The organism is Pseudarthrobacter sp. TE3704 (assembly GCF_056279405.1).
This window is the reverse complement of record NZ_JBWCCJ010000002.1, coordinates 327,459-345,217: the sequence shown is the minus strand read 5'-3', so window position 1 is coordinate 345,217 and position 17,759 is coordinate 327,459. Positions and strand designations below refer to the sequence as shown.

15 protein-coding genes are annotated in these 17,759 nt (G+C 65.5%); 11 read left to right on the top strand and 4 right to left on the bottom strand.

From position 1 onward, the window contains the following. The first annotated feature begins 1 nt into the window (after nt 1). Complete coding sequence (locus ACZ9BC_RS05565) at nt 2-781, top strand: 16S rRNA (uracil(1498)-N(3))-methyltransferase (protein ID WP_476245093.1); 780 nt, start codon at nt 2-4, stop codon at nt 779-781. Here the strand turns inward: ACZ9BC_RS05565 and ACZ9BC_RS05560 are convergent. Continuing rightward, nucleotides 768-1,682: a GerMN domain-containing protein gene (locus ACZ9BC_RS05560; protein WP_476245397.1), complete on the bottom strand. Its 915-nt coding sequence runs from the start codon at nt 1,680-1,682 to the stop codon at nt 768-770. The two genes, ACZ9BC_RS05565 and ACZ9BC_RS05560, sit on opposite strands and share 14 nt — an antisense overlap. A 395-nt stretch (nt 1,683-2,077) precedes the next feature. Between ACZ9BC_RS05560 and ACZ9BC_RS05555 the strand changes: the two genes are divergently transcribed. From ACZ9BC_RS05555 to ACZ9BC_RS05535, 5 genes are all read left to right on the top strand, one after another. After that, complete coding sequence (locus tag ACZ9BC_RS05555; RefSeq protein WP_476245092.1) at nt 2,078-3,166, top strand: PhoH family protein; 1,089 nt, start codon at nt 2,078-2,080, stop codon at nt 3,164-3,166. Further along, nucleotides 3,163-3,636, top strand: a complete 474-nt coding sequence (ybeY, locus tag ACZ9BC_RS05550; RefSeq protein WP_079596175.1) for an rRNA maturation RNase YbeY — start codon at nt 3,163-3,165, stop codon at nt 3,634-3,636. Before ACZ9BC_RS05555 ends, ybeY begins: the two co-directional genes overlap by 4 nt. Beyond that, entirely contained in the window at nt 3,633-4,964 is a 1,332-nt protein-coding gene (locus ACZ9BC_RS05545) for a hemolysin family protein (protein ID WP_079596174.1), read from the top strand. The genes ybeY and ACZ9BC_RS05545 overlap by 4 nt, the downstream gene beginning before the upstream one ends. Beyond that, on the top strand, nt 4,948-5,907 hold the full coding sequence (gene era / locus ACZ9BC_RS05540; protein WP_476245091.1) for a GTPase Era: 960 nt from the start codon (nt 4,948-4,950) through the stop codon (nt 5,905-5,907). The genes ACZ9BC_RS05545 and era overlap by 17 nt, the downstream gene beginning before the upstream one ends. A gap of 99 nt (nt 5,908-6,006) precedes the next feature. Continuing rightward, nucleotides 6,007-7,581, top strand: a complete 1,575-nt coding sequence (locus ACZ9BC_RS05535; RefSeq protein WP_476245090.1) for an LCP family protein — start codon at nt 6,007-6,009, stop codon at nt 7,579-7,581. 69 nt (nt 7,582-7,650) lie between these two features. On the opposite strand, the gene ACZ9BC_RS05530 is transcribed toward ACZ9BC_RS05535, so the two are convergent. Then, nucleotides 7,651-9,603 (bottom strand): M13 family metallopeptidase, encoded by a 1,953-nt coding sequence (locus tag ACZ9BC_RS05530; protein WP_476245089.1) that lies wholly within the window; start codon nt 9,601-9,603, stop codon nt 7,651-7,653. A 247-nt stretch (nt 9,604-9,850) separates the two neighbouring features. Here ACZ9BC_RS05530 and leuA point away from each other — a divergent pair, with 247 nt between their 5' ends. The 3 genes from leuA to ACZ9BC_RS05515 all read left to right on the top strand — a co-directional run bounded on the left by leuA (nt 9,851) and on the right by ACZ9BC_RS05515 (nt 13,284). Continuing rightward, the gene (gene leuA, locus ACZ9BC_RS05525) at nt 9,851-11,590 is read left to right on the top strand and encodes a 2-isopropylmalate synthase (protein ID WP_079596170.1); all 1,740 of its coding nucleotides are present in this window, start codon (nt 9,851-9,853) and stop codon (nt 11,588-11,590) included. Between the two features lie 87 nt (nt 11,591-11,677). Then, nucleotides 11,678-12,430: a DNA repair protein RecO gene (gene recO, locus ACZ9BC_RS05520; protein WP_079596169.1), complete on the top strand. Its 753-nt coding sequence runs from the start codon at nt 11,678-11,680 to the stop codon at nt 12,428-12,430. 2 nt (nt 12,431-12,432) lie between these two features. Continuing rightward, nucleotides 12,433-13,284 (top strand): isoprenyl transferase, encoded by an 852-nt coding sequence (locus tag ACZ9BC_RS05515; RefSeq protein WP_476245088.1) that lies wholly within the window; start codon nt 12,433-12,435, stop codon nt 13,282-13,284. Between the two features lie 29 nt (nt 13,285-13,313). Here ACZ9BC_RS05515 and ACZ9BC_RS05510 read toward each other — a convergent pair whose 3' ends face one another. Further along, nucleotides 13,314-14,297 (bottom strand): alpha/beta hydrolase, encoded by a 984-nt coding sequence (locus ACZ9BC_RS05510; RefSeq protein WP_476245087.1) that lies wholly within the window; start codon nt 14,295-14,297, stop codon nt 13,314-13,316. 76 nt (nt 14,298-14,373) lie between these two features. Between ACZ9BC_RS05510 and ACZ9BC_RS05505 the strand changes: the two genes are divergently transcribed. Next, nucleotides 14,374-15,444, top strand: a complete 1,071-nt coding sequence (locus tag ACZ9BC_RS05505; RefSeq protein ID WP_476245086.1) for a quinone-dependent dihydroorotate dehydrogenase — start codon at nt 14,374-14,376, stop codon at nt 15,442-15,444. A gap of 107 nt (nt 15,445-15,551) precedes the next feature. Here the strand turns inward: ACZ9BC_RS05505 and ACZ9BC_RS05500 are convergent, their stop codons facing one another. Continuing rightward, the gene (locus ACZ9BC_RS05500) at nt 15,552-16,154 is read right to left on the bottom strand and encodes a DUF3043 domain-containing protein (protein ID WP_476245085.1); all 603 of its coding nucleotides are present in this window, start codon (nt 16,152-16,154) and stop codon (nt 15,552-15,554) included. Nucleotides 16,155-16,243: 89 nt separating this feature from the next. Here ACZ9BC_RS05500 and ACZ9BC_RS05495 point away from each other — a divergent pair, with 89 nt between their 5' ends. Further along, nucleotides 16,244-17,701: a M20/M25/M40 family metallo-hydrolase gene (locus tag ACZ9BC_RS05495; protein WP_476245084.1), complete on the top strand. Its 1,458-nt coding sequence runs from the start codon at nt 16,244-16,246 to the stop codon at nt 17,699-17,701. Nucleotides 17,702-17,759 lie beyond the last annotated feature (58 nt).

Genomic DNA, 17,759 nt, shown 5'->3' with positions numbered 1-17,759 from the left:
GGTGAGCAACCCCGTCTTCTTCACTCCCGCCGGGTCCCTGGACGGCGTCGCGCCCGCAACACGGTTCATCCTGGAAGGAGCCGAAGCCAGGCACGCTGTTGCGGTTAAACGGCTGTCACCCGGTGAAGCTGTGGACATCGTGGACGGTGCCGGCACACGGATGAGCGGACGCGTCACCGCGGCTTCTTCCGCGGCTCTGGAGGTCGAGTGCACGTCGGTGGCTGTCGAAGACCGCCCCGATGTCCGGCTGGTCCTGGTCCAGGCGCTTGCGAAGGGCGACCGGGACGAGTTGGCCATCGAAACGGCGACAGAGCTCGGAATCGACGCCGTCATTCCCTGGCAGTCCGAGCGTTCCATCGTGCGCTGGAAAGGTGACCGGGCCGCTAAAGCCCATGCCAAATGGCAGTCTGTCGTGAGCGCGGCGGCCAAGCAGGCGCGCCGGGCCTGGGTTCCCGAGGTCCGGCCCGCCGTCGACACAGCCGCCCTGTCCGGGGTGGTGGAAGCGGCCGGCCTGGCGGTCATCCTTCATGAGGACGCCGTGCGGCCACTTCGAAACGTCCTCGAAGCATGGGATGGCGCGGGGGGAGCGGTGCCCCGGGAAGTCCTCCTGATCGTGGGGCCGGAAGGCGGCATCAGCCCCCGGGAAGTCACGAAACTCTGTGACAAGGGCGCCGTGACAGCACTCCTGGGCCACCACGTCCTGCGCTCATCAACGGCCGGGCCTGCCGCCGTCGTCCTTGCCAGCGACATCCTGGGCCGCTGGAAGGCTACCGCACCTTAAAGGCCCGGGTGTCCTCGTACTGGTCCGGCTGGTCGCCCGTGCCCGCCTGGGACACCCGCAGCTCGTAGTCACCTGGCGGCAGGTTTAACGCCAGGGTGAACACCCCGGCCTGTCCCTGTTCAGCAGACGCGGTGGTCTCGCCCGTGAGGAACGGCTCCTTGGCGCCGTTGTCCCTGGACTGGAGGATCTGCCAGCGGAGCTTGCCGCCTGCCGTTGTGCTGCGCCCGGTGATCTTGACGCTGCCGCCGCCCACTTCCACGTTTTCCTGGGGGCCAATAATCCAGACGGGCGCAACAAGGCCCGCGGTCCGCGTCATCAGGGCTCCCAGCTGGATGTGGTCAAAGGCCACGTAGTCCGTATGTCCGTCCACCAGGATCCGCACCCGGATCTGCTGCCCCGAGTCGATCAGTCCTGAGCTGGCAGCCGCGGCCGTCGCCGTATACACCAGCTGCTGGATGGCCCGGGCAGCCATGTCGGCGTCGAGGTTGCTGTTGAACGCATCCTCGGACACATCAACAGTGATGACGTCCTTGCCCGAAATCGACGTGGCGAGCTGGCCCGGGTTCTGCCACGGGGTAAAAAAATCAGGGTCGAGGGGTTTGTCGGACATCATGGCCCGCAATGCCCGGGTCACCGGATTTTCCTGGTCAGGGACATCCCGGAATTCCCGGTAAAGGAAAACGCCGCTGTCGCTGCGGCCGATCCAGTACACCGGCGCCTTGTTGGAGGACTGGGTGGTTTCCAGCGGCGCGCTGGTGGATGGAGGCTGTGCGGTGCCCGAGGCGGCCGGACCTGTGAGCGGCGTGGCTGTGGGTGACGGTCCCGCTTCGGCAATGCAGCCCGTCAAGGCAGGGACGGCAACAAGGACACCGGCAAGTACAAGTGCGCGCGCGCGGCCCATGGCACGGGCGGCGCCCTTGGGCGCAGCGGTTTCCGGCACTTTTGTTGCCTGTCCTTTCCTTGCATGGAGGGCCGATCCCCGGGCGGCCTGGTGTTCCAGCTGCAGCTGGATTTCCAGCATGGCACAACGCGCGGAGCCGAAGAGCCGCGGAGCGGCACTGGCGGCCAACTGCAACGGGAACGATATGAGGCCGATATGAAGTTGATACCTTATGACGCACCGCCGCCACGGCAGGCCCTTTTGGCCCTGCAGGGCAGCCTCGCTTTATCCGGCTGGGGGATGCTCTGGCGTAAGATGGAAGGATCGCTGGACGGGGAGAACGGGCAACGGCCTCCGCGCAACAGCCCAACAACTGAACCGACCTCGAGGGGACCACAGGCCTGCGGGCCAGCACCATGACTGAATCAGCTAACGGAAAGCGCCGGCTCACCACCGGAGAGGGCACGTCCGGGGAGTTCCCCCATTCCCTCCCCGGCATCCGGACCGAGGTAGTCCTTTTTGACAACTCCGATCAGATGGTCCAGTCACTCGGCAGCCATGATGAGGCGTTGCGGTACATCGAGGAACAGTTCCCGGACGTTAATTTCCACGTCCGCGGCAACGAACTCTCCATCAGCGGTCCCACCAGTGACGTACCGCGGATCATGCGGCTCCTCCATGAAGTCCGCGGCCTCGTTGCCCGCGGCACGGTGATCAGTCCCACGGTGCTCCAGCAGCTGGTGGCACTCTTGCGCACCCAGTCCCTGCAGAACCCCGTGGACGTGCTGACCCATGACATCCTCTCCAGCCGCGGCCGCACCATCCGCCCGAAAACCCTGAACCAGAAGAACTACGTTGACGCCATTGACGACAACACCGTGATCTTTGGTATCGGGCCGGCCGGAACCGGCAAGACGTACCTTGCCATGGCCAAAGCAGTACAGGCGCTGCAGCAAAAAGAGGTCAGCCGGATCATCCTGACCCGTCCGGCGGTTGAAGCCGGGGAACGCCTGGGCTTCCTCCCCGGAACCCTGAGCGACAAAATCGATCCGTACCTCCGTCCGCTCTATGACGCACTGCACGACATGATGGATCCCGAATCCATTCCGCGGCTCATGGCAGCCGGCACCATCGAGGTGGCACCCCTTGCCTACATGCGCGGCCGCACGCTCAACGACGCCTTCATCATTCTCGACGAGGCGCAGAACACCACGCCTGAGCAAATGAAGATGTTCCTGACGCGGCTCGGCTTCGGCTCGAAGATGGTGGTCACCGGTGACGTAACCCAGGTTGACCTGCCCTTCGGCACCCGGTCCGGACTGCGGATCGTGGAGGAAATCCTGACCGGCATCGAAGGCGTGAACTTTTCGGTCCTGGACGCGGCCGACGTCGTCCGGCACCGCCTGGTGGGCGACATCGTCAATGCCTACAGCATCTGGGACGATGCCCAGCGCCGCCGCGTCAAACATTCAGCAACCAAGGAAAAACGGGGGGAACACGCTTGAGCATCGAGGTGAACAACGAGTCCGGCGTCCAGGTTGACGAAGCGGAACTCGTTGCGCTGTCCCGGTACATCTTCGAACAGCTGTATATCCATCCCCAGGCAGAACTGTCGATCCTCCTCGTGGACGAGCCGGCAATGGAGAAGCTGCACATCGAACTGATGGATGAGCCGGGATCCACCGATGTCCTGTCCGTACCCATGGACGAGCTCACACCCGGAACACCCGACCGGCCCACCCCGCAGGGAATGCTTGGCGACATTGCCATCTGCCCCCAGGTGGCCGTGGTCCAGGCCCGGAACGCGGGCCATCAGCTCCAGGATGAAATGCTGCTGCTGACAACACACGGCATCCTGCACCTGTTGGGCTATGACCATGCAGAACCCGAGGAGAAGGCCGAGATGTTCGGGCTCCAGCGGGAACTCCTGTCAGGCTTCACCGGCAAAGAAGCACCCGCCGAGACCACCCAGTGACGCCTTTGCTCCTTGTCGCGATGGCCCTGGTCTTCCTGGGTATCGCGGCGGTGTTGACCGCGGCCGAGGCCGCCTTCAATTTCCTCCCGCGCCACGACGCCGAGGAGGCACTCCTCAAGAGCCGCAATATCGCCATGCGCCGGATCCTCGCCCAGCCCGTGGCGCATATCCGGGCCCTCCGGTTCTGGCGCATCTGGTTCGAGATGGCATCCGCGGTGGCTGTGGCCGTCCTGCTTTACAGCCTGCTGGACAACATCTGGCTTGCCGGCCTGGCAGCTACCGGCATCATGGCCCTGCTGGGATTCGTGATCGTGGGTGTCTCACCCCGGCAGCTGGGCAGGCTGCATTCTGCTGCCGTGGTCCGCTTCACAGCCCCCTTGATCCGCTTCCTCACCTGGGTCCTGGGGCCCATCCCCGGCTGGCTCGTGGCGTTGGGAAGCGCGGCAGCGCCCGGCGCGCCGGGCGGCGACGAAGCGTTTTTCAGCGAGCAGGAATTCCGTGAACTTGTGGAGCGGGCCAGCGAATCGGACATGATCGAGGACACCGAGGCTGAGATGATCCAGTCCGTGTTCGACTTCGGCGACACGTTGGTGCGCGCGGTCATGGTGCCCAGGACGGACATCCTCAGCATCGAAGCGGGCTCCAGCCTCCGCCAGGCCATGACGCTGTTCCTTCGCTCCGGCTATTCCAGGATCCCCGTGATCGCCGAGGACACCGACCACATCCTCGGCATCATCTACCTTAAGGACGTTGCCGCCGTCCTGCACGAGCTGGCCCCGGACGAGGAACCGCCACTGGTGGAGTCACTGGCCCGGGAGGTCCGGTACGTGCCGGAATCCAAGCCGGTGAGCGACCTGCTGCGTGAACTGCAGAAGGAATCCACGCACGTTGCCATCGTCATCGACGAATACGGCGGCACGGCTGGACTTGTCACCCTTGAGGACCTGATCGAAGAGATCGTGGGCGAGATTGTTGACGAGTACGACACCGAAAGCGCGGAAGCCGTGGAGCTTGGCGATGGCTCCTATCGGGTCAGCGCGCGCATGAGCATCGACGACCTGGGCGAGCTCTTCGACATGGAGCTCGACGACGACGAAGTGGACACCGTGGGCGGCCTGCTCGCCAAGGCGCTCGGCAGGGTTCCGATCGTTGGAAGCCACGTGGAAGTCCACGGAGTCTCGCTCCGGGCAGACCGGTTGGAAGGCCGGCGGAACCGCGTCAGCCACATTATTGCGGCAGCGGTGCCAAGAGTAGACACTGACCTTGAAGACCTCCTCGAAGAGGCGGAAACAACCCAGCAGGGAGTTCCACGTGAGCAAGAAAAATAAAGCAGCAGCAGAGGAAGACTTCGGCGGCTTCCGCGCAGGCTTTTCAGTCCTGGTGGGGCGCCCCAACGCCGGAAAGTCCACCTTGACCAACGCCCTGGTGGGGAAAAAGGTGGCCATAACGTCCGCCAAACCACAGACCACCCGCCACACCATCCGTGGCATCGTGCACCGGGATGACGCCCAGCTGATCCTGGTGGACACTCCGGGGCTGCACCGCCCGCGCACCCTTTTGGGTAAGCGCCTGAACGACCTCGTGGCGGACACCCTCGCCGAGGTGGACGCCATCGGCTTTTGCCTGCCGGCCAACGAAAAGATCGGTCCCGGGGATAAGTTCATCGCCGCCCAGCTGGCCGCGGTGGGACGCAAGCCTGTCATCGCCATCGTCACCAAGGCGGACCTGGTGGACCGCCAGGCCCTGACCGAACAGCTCCTGGCAGTCGCGGCGCTTGGCCGTGAAGTGCTGGGGGAGGACGGCTGGAAGGACATCGTGCCCGTGTCCGCGACGGATGGCTTCCAGGTGGAAACCGTGGCGGATGTCCTGATCAGCCACATGCCGCCGTCGCCCCCGCTGTATCCCGACGGCGAACTGACGGACGAGCCCGAGGCCGTCATGGTTGCCGAGCTGATCCGTGAAGCGGCACTCGAAGGCGTCCGCGACGAACTGCCCCACTCCCTTGCAGTGGTGGTCGAAGAGATCGTTCCCCGTCCGGACCGGCCGGAGGACAGCCCTCTCCTGGACGTGCGCGTGAACCTGTACGTGGAACGCCCGTCGCAGAAGGCCATCATCATCGGCAAGGGCGGCAGCCGGCTTCGCGAGGTGGGAACCAACGCGCGCAAGGGAATCGAAGCCCTGCTGGGTACACGCATCTACCTGGACCTCCACGTCAAGGTGGCCAAGGACTGGCAGCGGGACCCGAAGCAGCTGGTCAAGCTGGGTTTCTGACCTGCTTCACCGGGTGCCCCTGCAGAGGGCTGCCGGGCAATTCCCAGACTGGGCCACTAATATGGACCGGATTTCGATTTTTAGAGGAAGGTTCACCACGTGGGGCGAGGCCGCGACTTGCGCGACGACAGGGCTGACGTGTCATCCGGAACAGGACCTGTGTCCCGCCATGCGGACGATGGCACTTCCGGGGCCGCGCGCCACCTTGGCTCCCTCCGTGGGATGCCGGTGTGGCTGAAGGTTGTCACCGCCGTCCTGTCCCTGGTCATCGTGGGAGGCATCGCTTTCGCCGGCTTTTGGTACCTGCGCCTGCAGGGCAATATTTCCAAGGCCCCGCTGAACGCGGGCGGGGGCAACAGTGAGACGGTCAGCGACGCGACCGGCAGGATGCAGATCCTCATCCTGGGCTCGGACACCCGCGACGGGAAGAACGCCGAGTACGGGGAAGCCGACCTTTCCGCAGGCTACGGCAAGTCGGACGTCATGATGCTCATGGACATCTCCGAGGACAACAAGCGCGTCAGCGTGATCAGCTTCCCGCGTGACCTCCTGGTGGACATTCCCGAGTGCAAAGACGGGGAAACCGGTACGGAATACCCTGCCCGCAGCGGCGTCATGATCAACGAGGCGATGACGGAAGCCGGCATCGGCTGCGCCGTGGATACCGTCAACAGGATCACCGGGCTGGAGGTGGACCACTTCATGATGGCCGACTTCAACGCCGTGAAGGAACTCTCCAACGCCGTTGGCGGCGTGGAAGTCTGCATCAGCGACGCCGTGTATGACCCCGACTCCCGGCTTCGGCTGCCTGCGGGCACCTCCATGGTCCAGGGAGAGCAGGCCCTTGCGTTCCTGCGCACCCGCCACGCCTTTGCCGACGGCGGCGACCTGGGCCGCATCAAGGCCCAGCAGGGCTTCCTCTCCTCGCTGACGCGGAAAATCAAGGACGACGGCACCTTGTCCGATCCCGGCAAGATGCTGAAGATCGCCGACGTCGTTACCCAGAACTTGACCGTGGATGAAGGGCTGGCCTCGGTTCCCACCCTGCTGACCATCGGCAACCGGCTCAAGGACATCGACATCAGCAAGGTGGCGTTCGTCGCCGTCCCCACCGCCCCTGCAGACCTTGACCCCAACAGGCTCCAGATCGCCGAGCCGGCCGGCTCCCAGCTCTTTGCTGCACTCCGCAAGGACGTCGACCTGACCGACCCCACCGCTCCCGCAACGCCATCGCCGAGCGAAACCGCCCCGCCGTCGGCCGCCCCGACCGAAACTGCCCCGGCCCAGCCGCCCTATGACAAGGCACTTCAGCCTGTCACGGTGGCGAACGGCACCGGCGTCCCCGGGCGTTCCCAGGAAATTGTCCAGGCGCTGATCTCCGGGGGCTTCACACAGGCTGCCCAGTTTGAGGCAACAGCGGTGGCGCAGTCGGTGGTCTACTACGGTCCCGGCTTCGCTGATGTCGCGGCCGACGTTGCCGCGGTACTCGGGATCCCGGCCGGGCAGACCGTTGCCCTTCCCGCAGTTTCAGGAGTCCAGGTCTACCTGGGTACTGATTTCACGACGGGAACCGCGTACGGCGCGGCGGCGCCGCTGCCGGAAAACATTGTCAACCAGACGGCGGGCGACGAGACCTGCCAGCAGGCGAACCCGTACCTCATCGTTTCTGAATAAAGCCAGGCTGCTTAACTGGATCGGGGCCCGCTGGAAGGCGGGCCCCGATTCAGTTGTCCTGCTTGGCCGTCACCAGATGCTGACGCGCTCCGCCGGCGGCATCCACATGCCGTCCTCTTCGGTGACCTCAAACGCCTCGTGGAAGGCGTCCAGGTTCTTCACGATGGCGTTCGTCCGGAACTCGTTGGGGGAGTGGGGGTCCGTGGCAAGCCTGCGGATTGCCTCTTCCTGCCGGATCACCTGGCGCCAGCCGGCGGCCCATGAAGCAAAGAAGCGCTGCTGCCCGGTGAGCCCGTCCAGGACCTCGGGTTCCTTGCCGTCCAGGCTGATCTGGTAGGCCTTGTACGCGATTGCCAGCCCGGCCAGGTCGCCGATGTTCTCGCCGAGCGTGAGCCGGCCGTTGACGCGGTGGTCCGGTGCCGCGGTGGGTGCCAGCGCATCGAACTGGGCCACCAGTTTCGCGGTGAGCTGCTCGAACGCCTGGCGGTCCTCCTCCGTCCACCAGTTCCGCAGCGTGCCTCCGCCGTCGAACTGGGAGCCCTGGTCGTCGAAGCCGTGGCCGATCTCGTGGCCAATCACGGCGCCGATGCCGCCGTAATTGACGGCGTCATCGGCGTCCGCCGTGAAGAACGGGGGCTGCAGGATGGCCGCCGGGAACACAATCTCGTTCATCATCGGGTGGTAATAGGCGTTGACCGTCTGCGGGGTCATGAGCCACTTGTTGAGGTCCACCGGCTTGCCCACCTCGTCAAGGTGCCGGTCGACGTCGGCATTATGGGCCCGCTCCACATTGCCCAGCAGGTCGGCGGGATCAATCTCCACGGCGGAGTAGTCAATCCATTCATCGGGGAAGCCGATCTTTGCCCGGAACCCCTCAAGCTTCCGGAGGGCCTCCGCCTTGGTGTCCTCACCCATCCAGCCCACGTCCGTGATGCTGCGGCGGTAGGCCTCGATGAGGTTGGCCACCAGCGTCTGCATCCGGGCCTTGTGCGTCTCCGGGAAATGCCGGGCGACGTAGATCTGGCCAACGGCTTCGCCCAGGGCTGCCTCCACAACGCCTACCCCGCGCTTCCAGCGGTCCTTGTTCCGGGGCGTCCCGCTGATGGTGGTGCCGTAGAAGGCGAAATTCGCGTCCACGAAAGCAGAGGACAGGTAAGGTGCCGCTGCGCTGATGACCCGCATGGCGAGCCACTCCTGCCACGTGGACAACGGCTCGGACTCGACGAGCCCCGCCGCGCCGGCAAAGAAGTCCGGCGTGCTCACCACAATTTCCTGCCGCTTGTCCGGTTCAATGCCGGCGGCGTCGAACCATGTGGCCAGGTGCGGGAACAGAGCAAATGCTTCCTCAGCCGTTTTCAGGTTGTAGGTCTTCTGCGGATCCCGGAGGGTGACGTTGTCCCAATGGTGCGACGCCAGCTTTGTTTCGAGCCCAACCACCCGTCCGGCCGCGCCTTCCGCATCCGCCACGTCCGCCAACTCGAGCATGGTCTGCACATGCGCCGTGTACGCGGAGACCATGGGGGCGAACTTCTCTTCCCGGTAGTACGACTCGTCGGGAAGTCCCAGGCCGCCCTGTCCCGTGTACAGCAGGACGCGGTCCGGATTCCCGGCATCCGGGGCAGGGTAGATATAAAAAAGACCGCCCACGTCGGAGCGGAACAGCCGGCCGGCCAAAGCTATGAGGTCAGCGGTGGACGTCGTGGCGAAAACCTCGGCGAGCCGCGGGCGGATAGGCTCCATGCCTTTGGCTTCCACAGCAGCCTCATCCATGAAGCTGTTGTACAGGCCGCCGATCTTCCGCTCGATTCCGCTGGCAGCATCGGCCTTGGCGGCTGCTTCCTCAATAATGTCCCGGACGGCGATTTCGGAACCGTCCCGCAATGCGGTGAACGTGCCTTCCAGGGGTCGGTCGTCGGGAATTTCCGTGGCCTTAAGCCATGCACCGTTTATGTGCTGGTACAGGTCATCCTGCGGCCGGACCGTGTGATCAATGGTGGACAGGTCGATCCCGGAAATGGGCACTGAAACTCCTTTTGCTGAAAGCCGCGGCCGGATGGAACACCGGAAGGGTCTGCATGGTGGACTTTACGGACGGTAGTGCCCTTTCATCTTACGCACGCGTGTTACCCTCAAATGGTGCGTGCAGAGCTCCTTCTCCTTAGCTGCCGCGGCGAGGCCTCAGCGATCTAGCGCAAGGCCCACCCTCGCTGCGGAGTTTGTGTTGCCCGGCCACCCTTTCAATGAAGATCTCCAGAAAAGGCCCCCAGTAATGCGAAACGCACAAAAGCCCTCAGGAATGCCTGCCCACCGGTACACGCCGTTCCAGGACCAGATCAAAGTGGAACTGCCGGACCGCACCTGGCCGGACAAGATCATTACCAAAGCTCCCCGCTGGTGTGCTGTGGACCTGCGGGACGGCAACCAGGCACTGATCGACCCCATGAGCCCGGCCCGCAAGATGAAGATGTTCGATCTGCTGGTCCGCATGGGCTACAAGGAGATCGAGGTCGGTTTCCCGTCCGCGTCCCAGACCGACTTCGACTTCGTCCGCCAGCTCATCGAGGGCAACCACATTCCGGATGACGTCACCATCCAGGTCCTCACGCAGGCCCGCGAACACCTGATCGAGCGGACCTACGAATCCCTGGTCGGGGCCAAGCAGGCCATCGTCCACCTCTACAACTCCACCTCCGTCCTGCAGCGCAGGGTCGTCTTCAACCAGGACGAGGACGGAATCCTGGACATCGCGCTGCAGGGCGCGCGGCTGTGCAAGAAGTACGAGGAAACCCTCGCGGACACGCACGTCACCTACGAATACTCCCCGGAGTCCTTTACCGGAACGGAACTGGAGTATGCCGTCCGCGTGTGCAACGCCGTCGCCGACGTGTTTGAGGCTTCCGCCGACCGGCAGGTCATCATCAACCTGCCCGCCACTGTGGAGATGGCCACCCCCAATGTTTACGCCGATTCCATCGAGTGGATGAGCCGGCACCTGCACCCGCGCGAAGGAATCATCCTCTCCCTGCACCCGCACAATGACCGCGGCACGGGCGTGGCGGCCGCCGAACTCGGCTATATGGCCGGCGCCGACAGGATCGAAGGCTGCCTCTTCGGCAACGGTGAGAGGACCGGGAACGTGGACCTGGTCACCCTGGGCCTGAACCTCTTCGTGCAGGGCATCGACCCCATGATCGACTTCTCGAACATCGACGATGTCCGCCGCACCGTCGAATACTGCAACCAGCTGCCCGTCCCCGAGCGTTCCCCGTACGGCGGCGACCTGGTCTTCACCGCCTTCTCCGGTTCCCACCAGGACGCCATCAAGAAGGGTTTCGAGGCCCTGGAGCGCGACGCCGCCGCGGCCGGCAAGGACGTGGCGGACTTCACCTGGCAGGTCCCGTACCTGCCTGTGGACCCCAAGGACCTGGGCCGCAGCTACGAGGCAGTTATCCGGGTCAACTCCCAGTCCGGCAAGGGCGGTGTGGCCTACCTGCTCAAGAACGAACACAGCCTGGACCTGCCGCGCCGCGCCCAGATCGAGTTCTCCGGCGTCATCCAGAAGCGCACCGACACCGTGGGCGGCGAAGTCAGCGGGGCCCAGCTGTGGCAGGTCTTCCAGGACGAATACCTGCCGTCCGGCAAAGCTGACGGGCAGTGGGGCCGCTACTCCCTGGGTGCCGTCAAAACCGAAACGGACGACGACGGCGGCATGACGCTTCACGCGTCCCTCACCGTTGACGGTGCGCAGGTCAGCCGGACGGGCACCGGCAACGGACCCATCGCCGCGCTGCTGAGCATCCTGCGGGAGGACGGCGTGGACGTCCGGGTGCTCGACTACAGCGAGCACGCACTCTCCGAAGGCGGCAACGCGATGGCCGCCGCCTACGTGGAATGTGCCGTGGGGGAGCGGGTCCTGTGGGGTGTGGGCATCGATGCCAACACCAGCATGTCGTCCCTGAAGGCCGTCATCTCCGCCGTGAACCGCGCCATCCGCGACGCACAGTCCTGATGCCCTTCCTGCCGTGCCGCCGGGTCATCCCGGTGGCACGGCAGCGTCCGGCAGCCGCACGCCCGCAGGTGATGGGAAGATAAAAGCGTGGCCCAACAGTCTTTCGCCTCCCGCGCGTACCGGGACGACGCCGTCGTGCTCCGCACCCACAAGCTGGGCGAGGCCGACCGCATCATCACGCTGCTGACCAAGCACCACGGCCAGGTCCGGGCCGTCGCCAAAGGCGTCCGCCGCACGAGCAGCCGGTTCGGTGCGCGGCTGGAACCCTTCATGGTCGCTGACCTTCAGCTGGTGTCCGGCCGCACCCTGGACATTGTCACCCAGGCCGTCGCCAAAGGGGCCTACGGGGGAAGCATCGCCGCTGACTACGGCCGGTACACCGTGGCCGCGGCCATGACCGAGACCGCCGAGAAGCTCACAGACGCGGACGGCGAATCCGGCACTGCGCAGTACAACCTGCTGGTAGGGGCCCTGGCCGCCCTGAGCAGGAATGAGCACGCCGCCGGCCTCATCCTCGATTCCTACCTGCTGCGGGCGCTGGCCACCGGCGGCTGGGCCCCAAGTTTCACCGACTGTGCCCGCTGCGGGCAGCCGGGTCCCCATACCGCGTTCGCTGCCCCGCTCGGCGGCATGGTCTGCAGCGGATGCCGGCCTCCGGGATCGCCCGCGCCCGCCCCTGAAACAGTGGTACTGCTGGCAGCCCTGCTCACGGGCGACTGGCCCACAGCGGACGGATCGCTGCCGGTCCACCGCAAGGAGGCGGCAGGCCTGGTGGCGGCCTACCTGCAATGGCACCTCGAACGAGTTCTCAAATCCCTCAAGCATGTGGAGCGTAGCTGACAGTGGCCCTGGGCAAAAAGACCAACACATCCCGCCGGCGCACCCACCCGGTGGTGGCCCCCTACCCGCATCCGTCAGGCGCCGTGGCGCCGACCATTCCGGCAGAGTTCATCCCGCGGCACGTGGCCATCGTTATGGACGGCAACGGCCGGTGGGCCAACCAGCGCGGACTGCCGCGGATCGAGGGACACAAAGCCGGCGAACCCGCGCTGCTGGACGTCATGGCAGGGGCCATCGAGCTCGGGATCGAGTACGTCAGCGTCTACGCCTTCTCCACCGAGAACTGGCGGCGGTCGCCTGAGGAAGTCCGCTTCCTCATGGGATTTAACAAGGATGTGCTGCGCCGCCAGCGGAACCAGCTCGACGAATGGGGAGTGCGCGTCCGCTGGTCCGGCCGCCGGCCCAAGCTTTGGGGCTCGGTCATCCGCGAGCTGGAGGAGGCGGAGGAATTCACCGCGGGCAACAGCACCTGCACGTTGACCATGTGTGTTAATTACGGCGGCCGAGCGGAGATCACGGACGCCGTGTCCGCAATCGCTGCCGAGGTGGCAGCGGGAAGGATCAAGCCCGGCGCCATCACCGAGCGGACCATACAGAAATATCTTGACGAGCCGGACCTTCCCGATGTGGACCTCTTCCTGCGCAGCTCGGGGGAACAGCGGCTGTCCAACTTCCTGCTGTGGCAGTCCGCGTATGCAGAGTTCGTGTTCATGGATACCCTGTGGCCTGACGTCGACCGGCGGACCCTTTGGGCTGCCGTTGAAGAGTACGCGCGGCGGGACCGCCGGTACGGCGGCGCCGTGGACGCTGCGAAGCCCGTTGGTGCCGCCGTGGAAAGCCCGGCCACGTCCTAGCTGCCCCCCGTGGATACGGACGGTATTCCTTATCGCCCGTCGGTCCGGTCCTGGTCCCCGTAGGCCTTAAGCCAGCGGGCCAGGCGGGCATACGCGTCGGCACGAACAGCGGCGGGGGAGAGGAACACGTCGTGCAGGGCGCCGTCGATCCGCTCCACGGTAACTGTGCGGCCAAGGGTAAGCGCGCGTGCGCCAATGACATGCACATCAAGCACGGCGTCGGTCCGCCGCATCTCCTCAGACCAGAAAAGTCCGTTCGCACTTCCGCGGGACAGCAGGACCAGGATGGGCACCTCGATATCAAGGCCGCGGGCCACGCGGGCGTGGCCCGCCAGCACCGCGTTCAGCCACCCGGCCCGCACGGGAAAGGCCATGGGCGGACGGTACCGTTCATCCAGGGCCCATTCCCCGTCAGCGGCGCTGCTGATGGTGCGCCAGTAGAAGCCCCGCTCCGGCAGCCGGAGCACAGCCTCGGGACGGAACCGGGCTACGGGTCCCACCATGCCGGAAGCCGCCAGCCGCACCAGGGTGCTCCCGTGCATCTCCAGCCATGGGCTGTTGAGGATCAGCTGTGACACCGCGTCCGGGTGTTTGCTGGCCCACAGGACCGCCACCAGTCCGCCGGTGGAATGCCCCATCAGTGTCAGTGGCCCCGGTCCGCCCTCCCCGCTGATGAGCCGGCACGCCACGTCAATTTCCGCGTCGTAGTCCGCGAGGTTTGCAACGTACCCGCCCGGGTCTTCGGGGCGCAGGCTCCGGCCGTGGTTGTGCATGTCCAGTGCATAGAAGTCATAGCCTGCGCCGGACCAGAAGCGCGCCAGGTCCACATTGAAGAAGTAGTCGCTCCAGCCGTGCAGGAAAAGGACTGCCCTGCGGGCCTGCCGGGCCGAACCTGAGTGGTTCGCCGGGCGGAACCGGACCAGCGTCGCAGTCCGCTCCACGCCGTCGTCCCCGGCGGCCACAAAGGCGCAGGACTCGAACTCCTCACCCAGGATGTCCGGCTGCCACTCCATGGCTTCATGCTAATCGGGCAAAGCATTTGGTCTGTACCATTTTGGTCTGGGACGCCGGAGACGGAAGACTGGTGGCATGCGCGTTTATCCCACTTTCTTCAGGCTGGCCTTTTCATGGATGGACGCCGAGCGCGCCCACAAAATCGGGTTCAAAGGCATCCGGTTTGCGCATGCCTCCGGCGCCGGCAAGGTCCTGCAGAAGCTGACGGCACCTGCGCCGTCCCTGCAAACCACCGCCTTCGGGGTCACCTTCCCGTCGCCGTTTGGCCTGGCTGCCGGCTTTGACAAGGAAGGGCACGGCATCGAGGCCCTCACCGAGCTGGGCTTCGGCCATGTGGAGGTAGGCACCATCACCGGCCAGGCCCAGCCCGGAAACGAAAAGCCGCGGCTCTTCCGCCTGGTCCAGGACCGTGCCGTTATCAACCGGATGGGATTCAACAACGACGGCGCCCACGCGGTGGCACCCCGTCTAAAGGCTTCCCGGGCTGCGCTGCAGCGCAGGCACCGCGGGGTTCGGCCCGTGATCGGGGTCAATATCGGCAAGACCAAAGTGGTGGAGCTCGCCGACGCGGTGGACGACTACCTGGTCAGTGCCCGCAGCCTCGCCCCTGCCGCCGACTACCTGGTGGTCAACGTCAGTTCCCCGAACACTCCCGGCCTGCGGTTGCTGCAGGATGTGGAGACCCTGCGGCCCCTGCTCACCGCAGTAGGGGAAGAGGCTGACCGGGCAGCGGGGCGCCACGTGCCGCTGCTGGTGAAGATCGCGCCCGACCTCAGCGATGAGGATATCGACGACGTCGCCCGCCTCGCCCTGGACCTGAAGCTGGACGGCATCATCGCCACGAACACAACCATTGCCAGGGATGGCCTCACCTCCCCGGCGGACCAGGTGGAAGAATGCGGCGCCGGCGGGCTCTCCGGCGCGCCCCTCAAGCAGCGGTCCCTGGACGTCCTGCGGCGCCTGAAGGAAGCAACACGCGGCGAACTGACCCTCGTGGCCGTGGGCGGCGTGGAAACAGCACAGGATGTCCAGGAACGGCTCGACGCCGGGGCAACGCTCGTCCAGGGCTACACGGCATTCCTTTATGAGGGACCGTTCTGGGCAGCCCGGATCAACCGCCAGCTTGCGAAGAACCGCCGGTCCTGACCACCCTGCCAGGAGCAGCGGGGTCCGCGGCTCCTTAAACGACTAACCCCGGCGGTTCATACCGCCGGGGTTTGCTCATTGTTGTTGGTGTGGGTGGACCCGACGGATCAGGCCGGGTACTGTCCGCGCTTGACCTGGGGCTTGGGCAGCCGGAGCTTGCGGAACTGCAGCGAGCGCATGGAGCCGTACCACACAGTGCCGCGCTCCACCTCGCCGAACTTTTCCGTCAGCCGCTTGCGGAGCTTGCGGGACAGGATGAAGACGTCGATGAAGACGGCCAGGAACATCACCCAGAATCCGCCCAGGACATAAATCATCAGGTCGCTGGACGCCGGCACCACCAGCGACACCAGGACAAAAACGAGCGCGCCGAACATGAGGTACTCGCCCAGGCTGAACCGGGCATCCACGAAATCACGCGCGAAGCGCTTCTGGGGGCCCTTATCACGCAGGGGGAGGAATTTCTCGTCACCCGTATCCAGTGCCTGGCGCATCTTTTGCCGCTGGTCCTGGACAGCCTGGCGCTCAGCCGCCTTGGACGCCTTGCGGTCCTCCGGCACCAGCGGACGCCTGCGGGCCGCCTCCTGCGCCCGGCGGGTGGGAGTCGGGGCGCCCTTGCCCGCCACGCCGCCTTGCCGCGCCGCCGCTTCCGCAGCCTGCTGGTCTACTGGTTCCTGCGCCGAAGGCGCTTCCTTTTTACGTCCGAACACCACAACAGAATACCTTGCGGGCGGGCAAGGAATGCCTGTTGGGCGGCGCTTCCGCTGGAGGCGGATGTGACGGGAGTAATGTTTCCGCCATGACTTCATCGCCGACGGCCACCCCGCACAACTCCAGCGGCCCCACAATCCCGGGCCTTGACGAAAGCTCCTGGACCGAAGACCTCAGGAACTCCATTGACCGCTCCTTCGACCGCACGCTGAGCCGCCTCAAGGAGCTTGTTGCCATCCCAGGGATCGCCTGGCCCAGCTTTGACCGGGCACCGCTGGAAAGGAGTGCAGAAGCCGTTGCGGAACTGCTCCGCGGCGCAGGGCTGGACGGGGTGCAGATCCTTGCGTGCAACAAACCGGACGGCACCCCGGGAGGCCCCGCCGTCGTCGCCCGCCGCGCCCCCGCGGCGGGCAAACCCACCATCCTCTTGTACGCCCACCATGACGTCCAGCCGGCAGGGGACGAAACCCTCTGGGAATCGAAGCCCTTCACTGCAGTGGAAAAGGACGGCAGGCTGTACGGCCGCGGCGCAGCGGACGACAAAGCCGGCATCATGGCACACGTGGCAGCCTACGCGGCTGTTTCCGAAGTACTGGCGGATGCGCTCGGCCTGGGCGTCACCTTCTTCTTTGAAGGGGAGGAGGAAGCCGGTTCTCCCACTTTCCGCCCGTTCCTCGAAGCCAACCGCGAGCTGCTCCGCGCCGATGTTATTGTCGTTGCCGATTCCAGCAACTGGAAAGTGGGCATACCCGCGCTCACCACCAGCCTGCGCGGGCTTGTTGACGGGGTCATTGAGGTCCAGGTGCTGAAGCATGCCGTCCACTCCGGTATGTACGGCGGCCCCGTGCTGGATGCCCCCACGCTGCTTTCCCGCCTGATTGCCACCCTGCACGACCACGAAGGCAACGTCGCCATCGAAGGACTCGTGGCAACGGACAACGCCGCAGTGGACCTGCCGGAGGCGGACTACCGCGCCGATGCGTCAGTGCTCGACGGCGTACGCCTGGCAGGGTCAGGCAGCATCGCCTCGCGCCTTTGGACCAAGCCCGCGCTGTCCATCATCGGATTCGACGCCCCCGGCGTCGACGTGGCATCCAATACCCTCCTGCCCCGTGCGCGCGCCAAGTTCAGCCTGCGGCTGGCTCCGGGGCAGGTCCCGTCGGAAGCCATGGAGGCAGTGCGCCGGCACGTGGAGGCCAATGCGCCCTTTGGCGCGAAGGTCATATTCACCCCGGGGGAGAGCGGCAACCCGTTCCAGACTGACACGTCCTCGGCGGCTGCCACCGTGGCCATGTGGGCGCTGGGTGAAGCGTGGGGCGTGCCCGCCGTGGAGACGGGGATCGGCGGTTCCATTCCCTTCATCGCCGACCTGCTGGAGCTCTATCCGCACGCACAGATCCTGGTCACGGGCGTGGAGGATCCGGATTCGCGCGCGCACAGTGCCAATGAGTCCCTGCACCTTGGCGACTTCCGGAAGGCAATCCTGGCCGAAGCCCTGATGCTGGCCCGCCTCAACAGGGACGGGCTCCAGGGGTCCGGGGCCTGAAAATCACCGTCGGCGGGAACAACCGGGGGCCTTCCATGGTTACGTGAGGAGTTAGAGC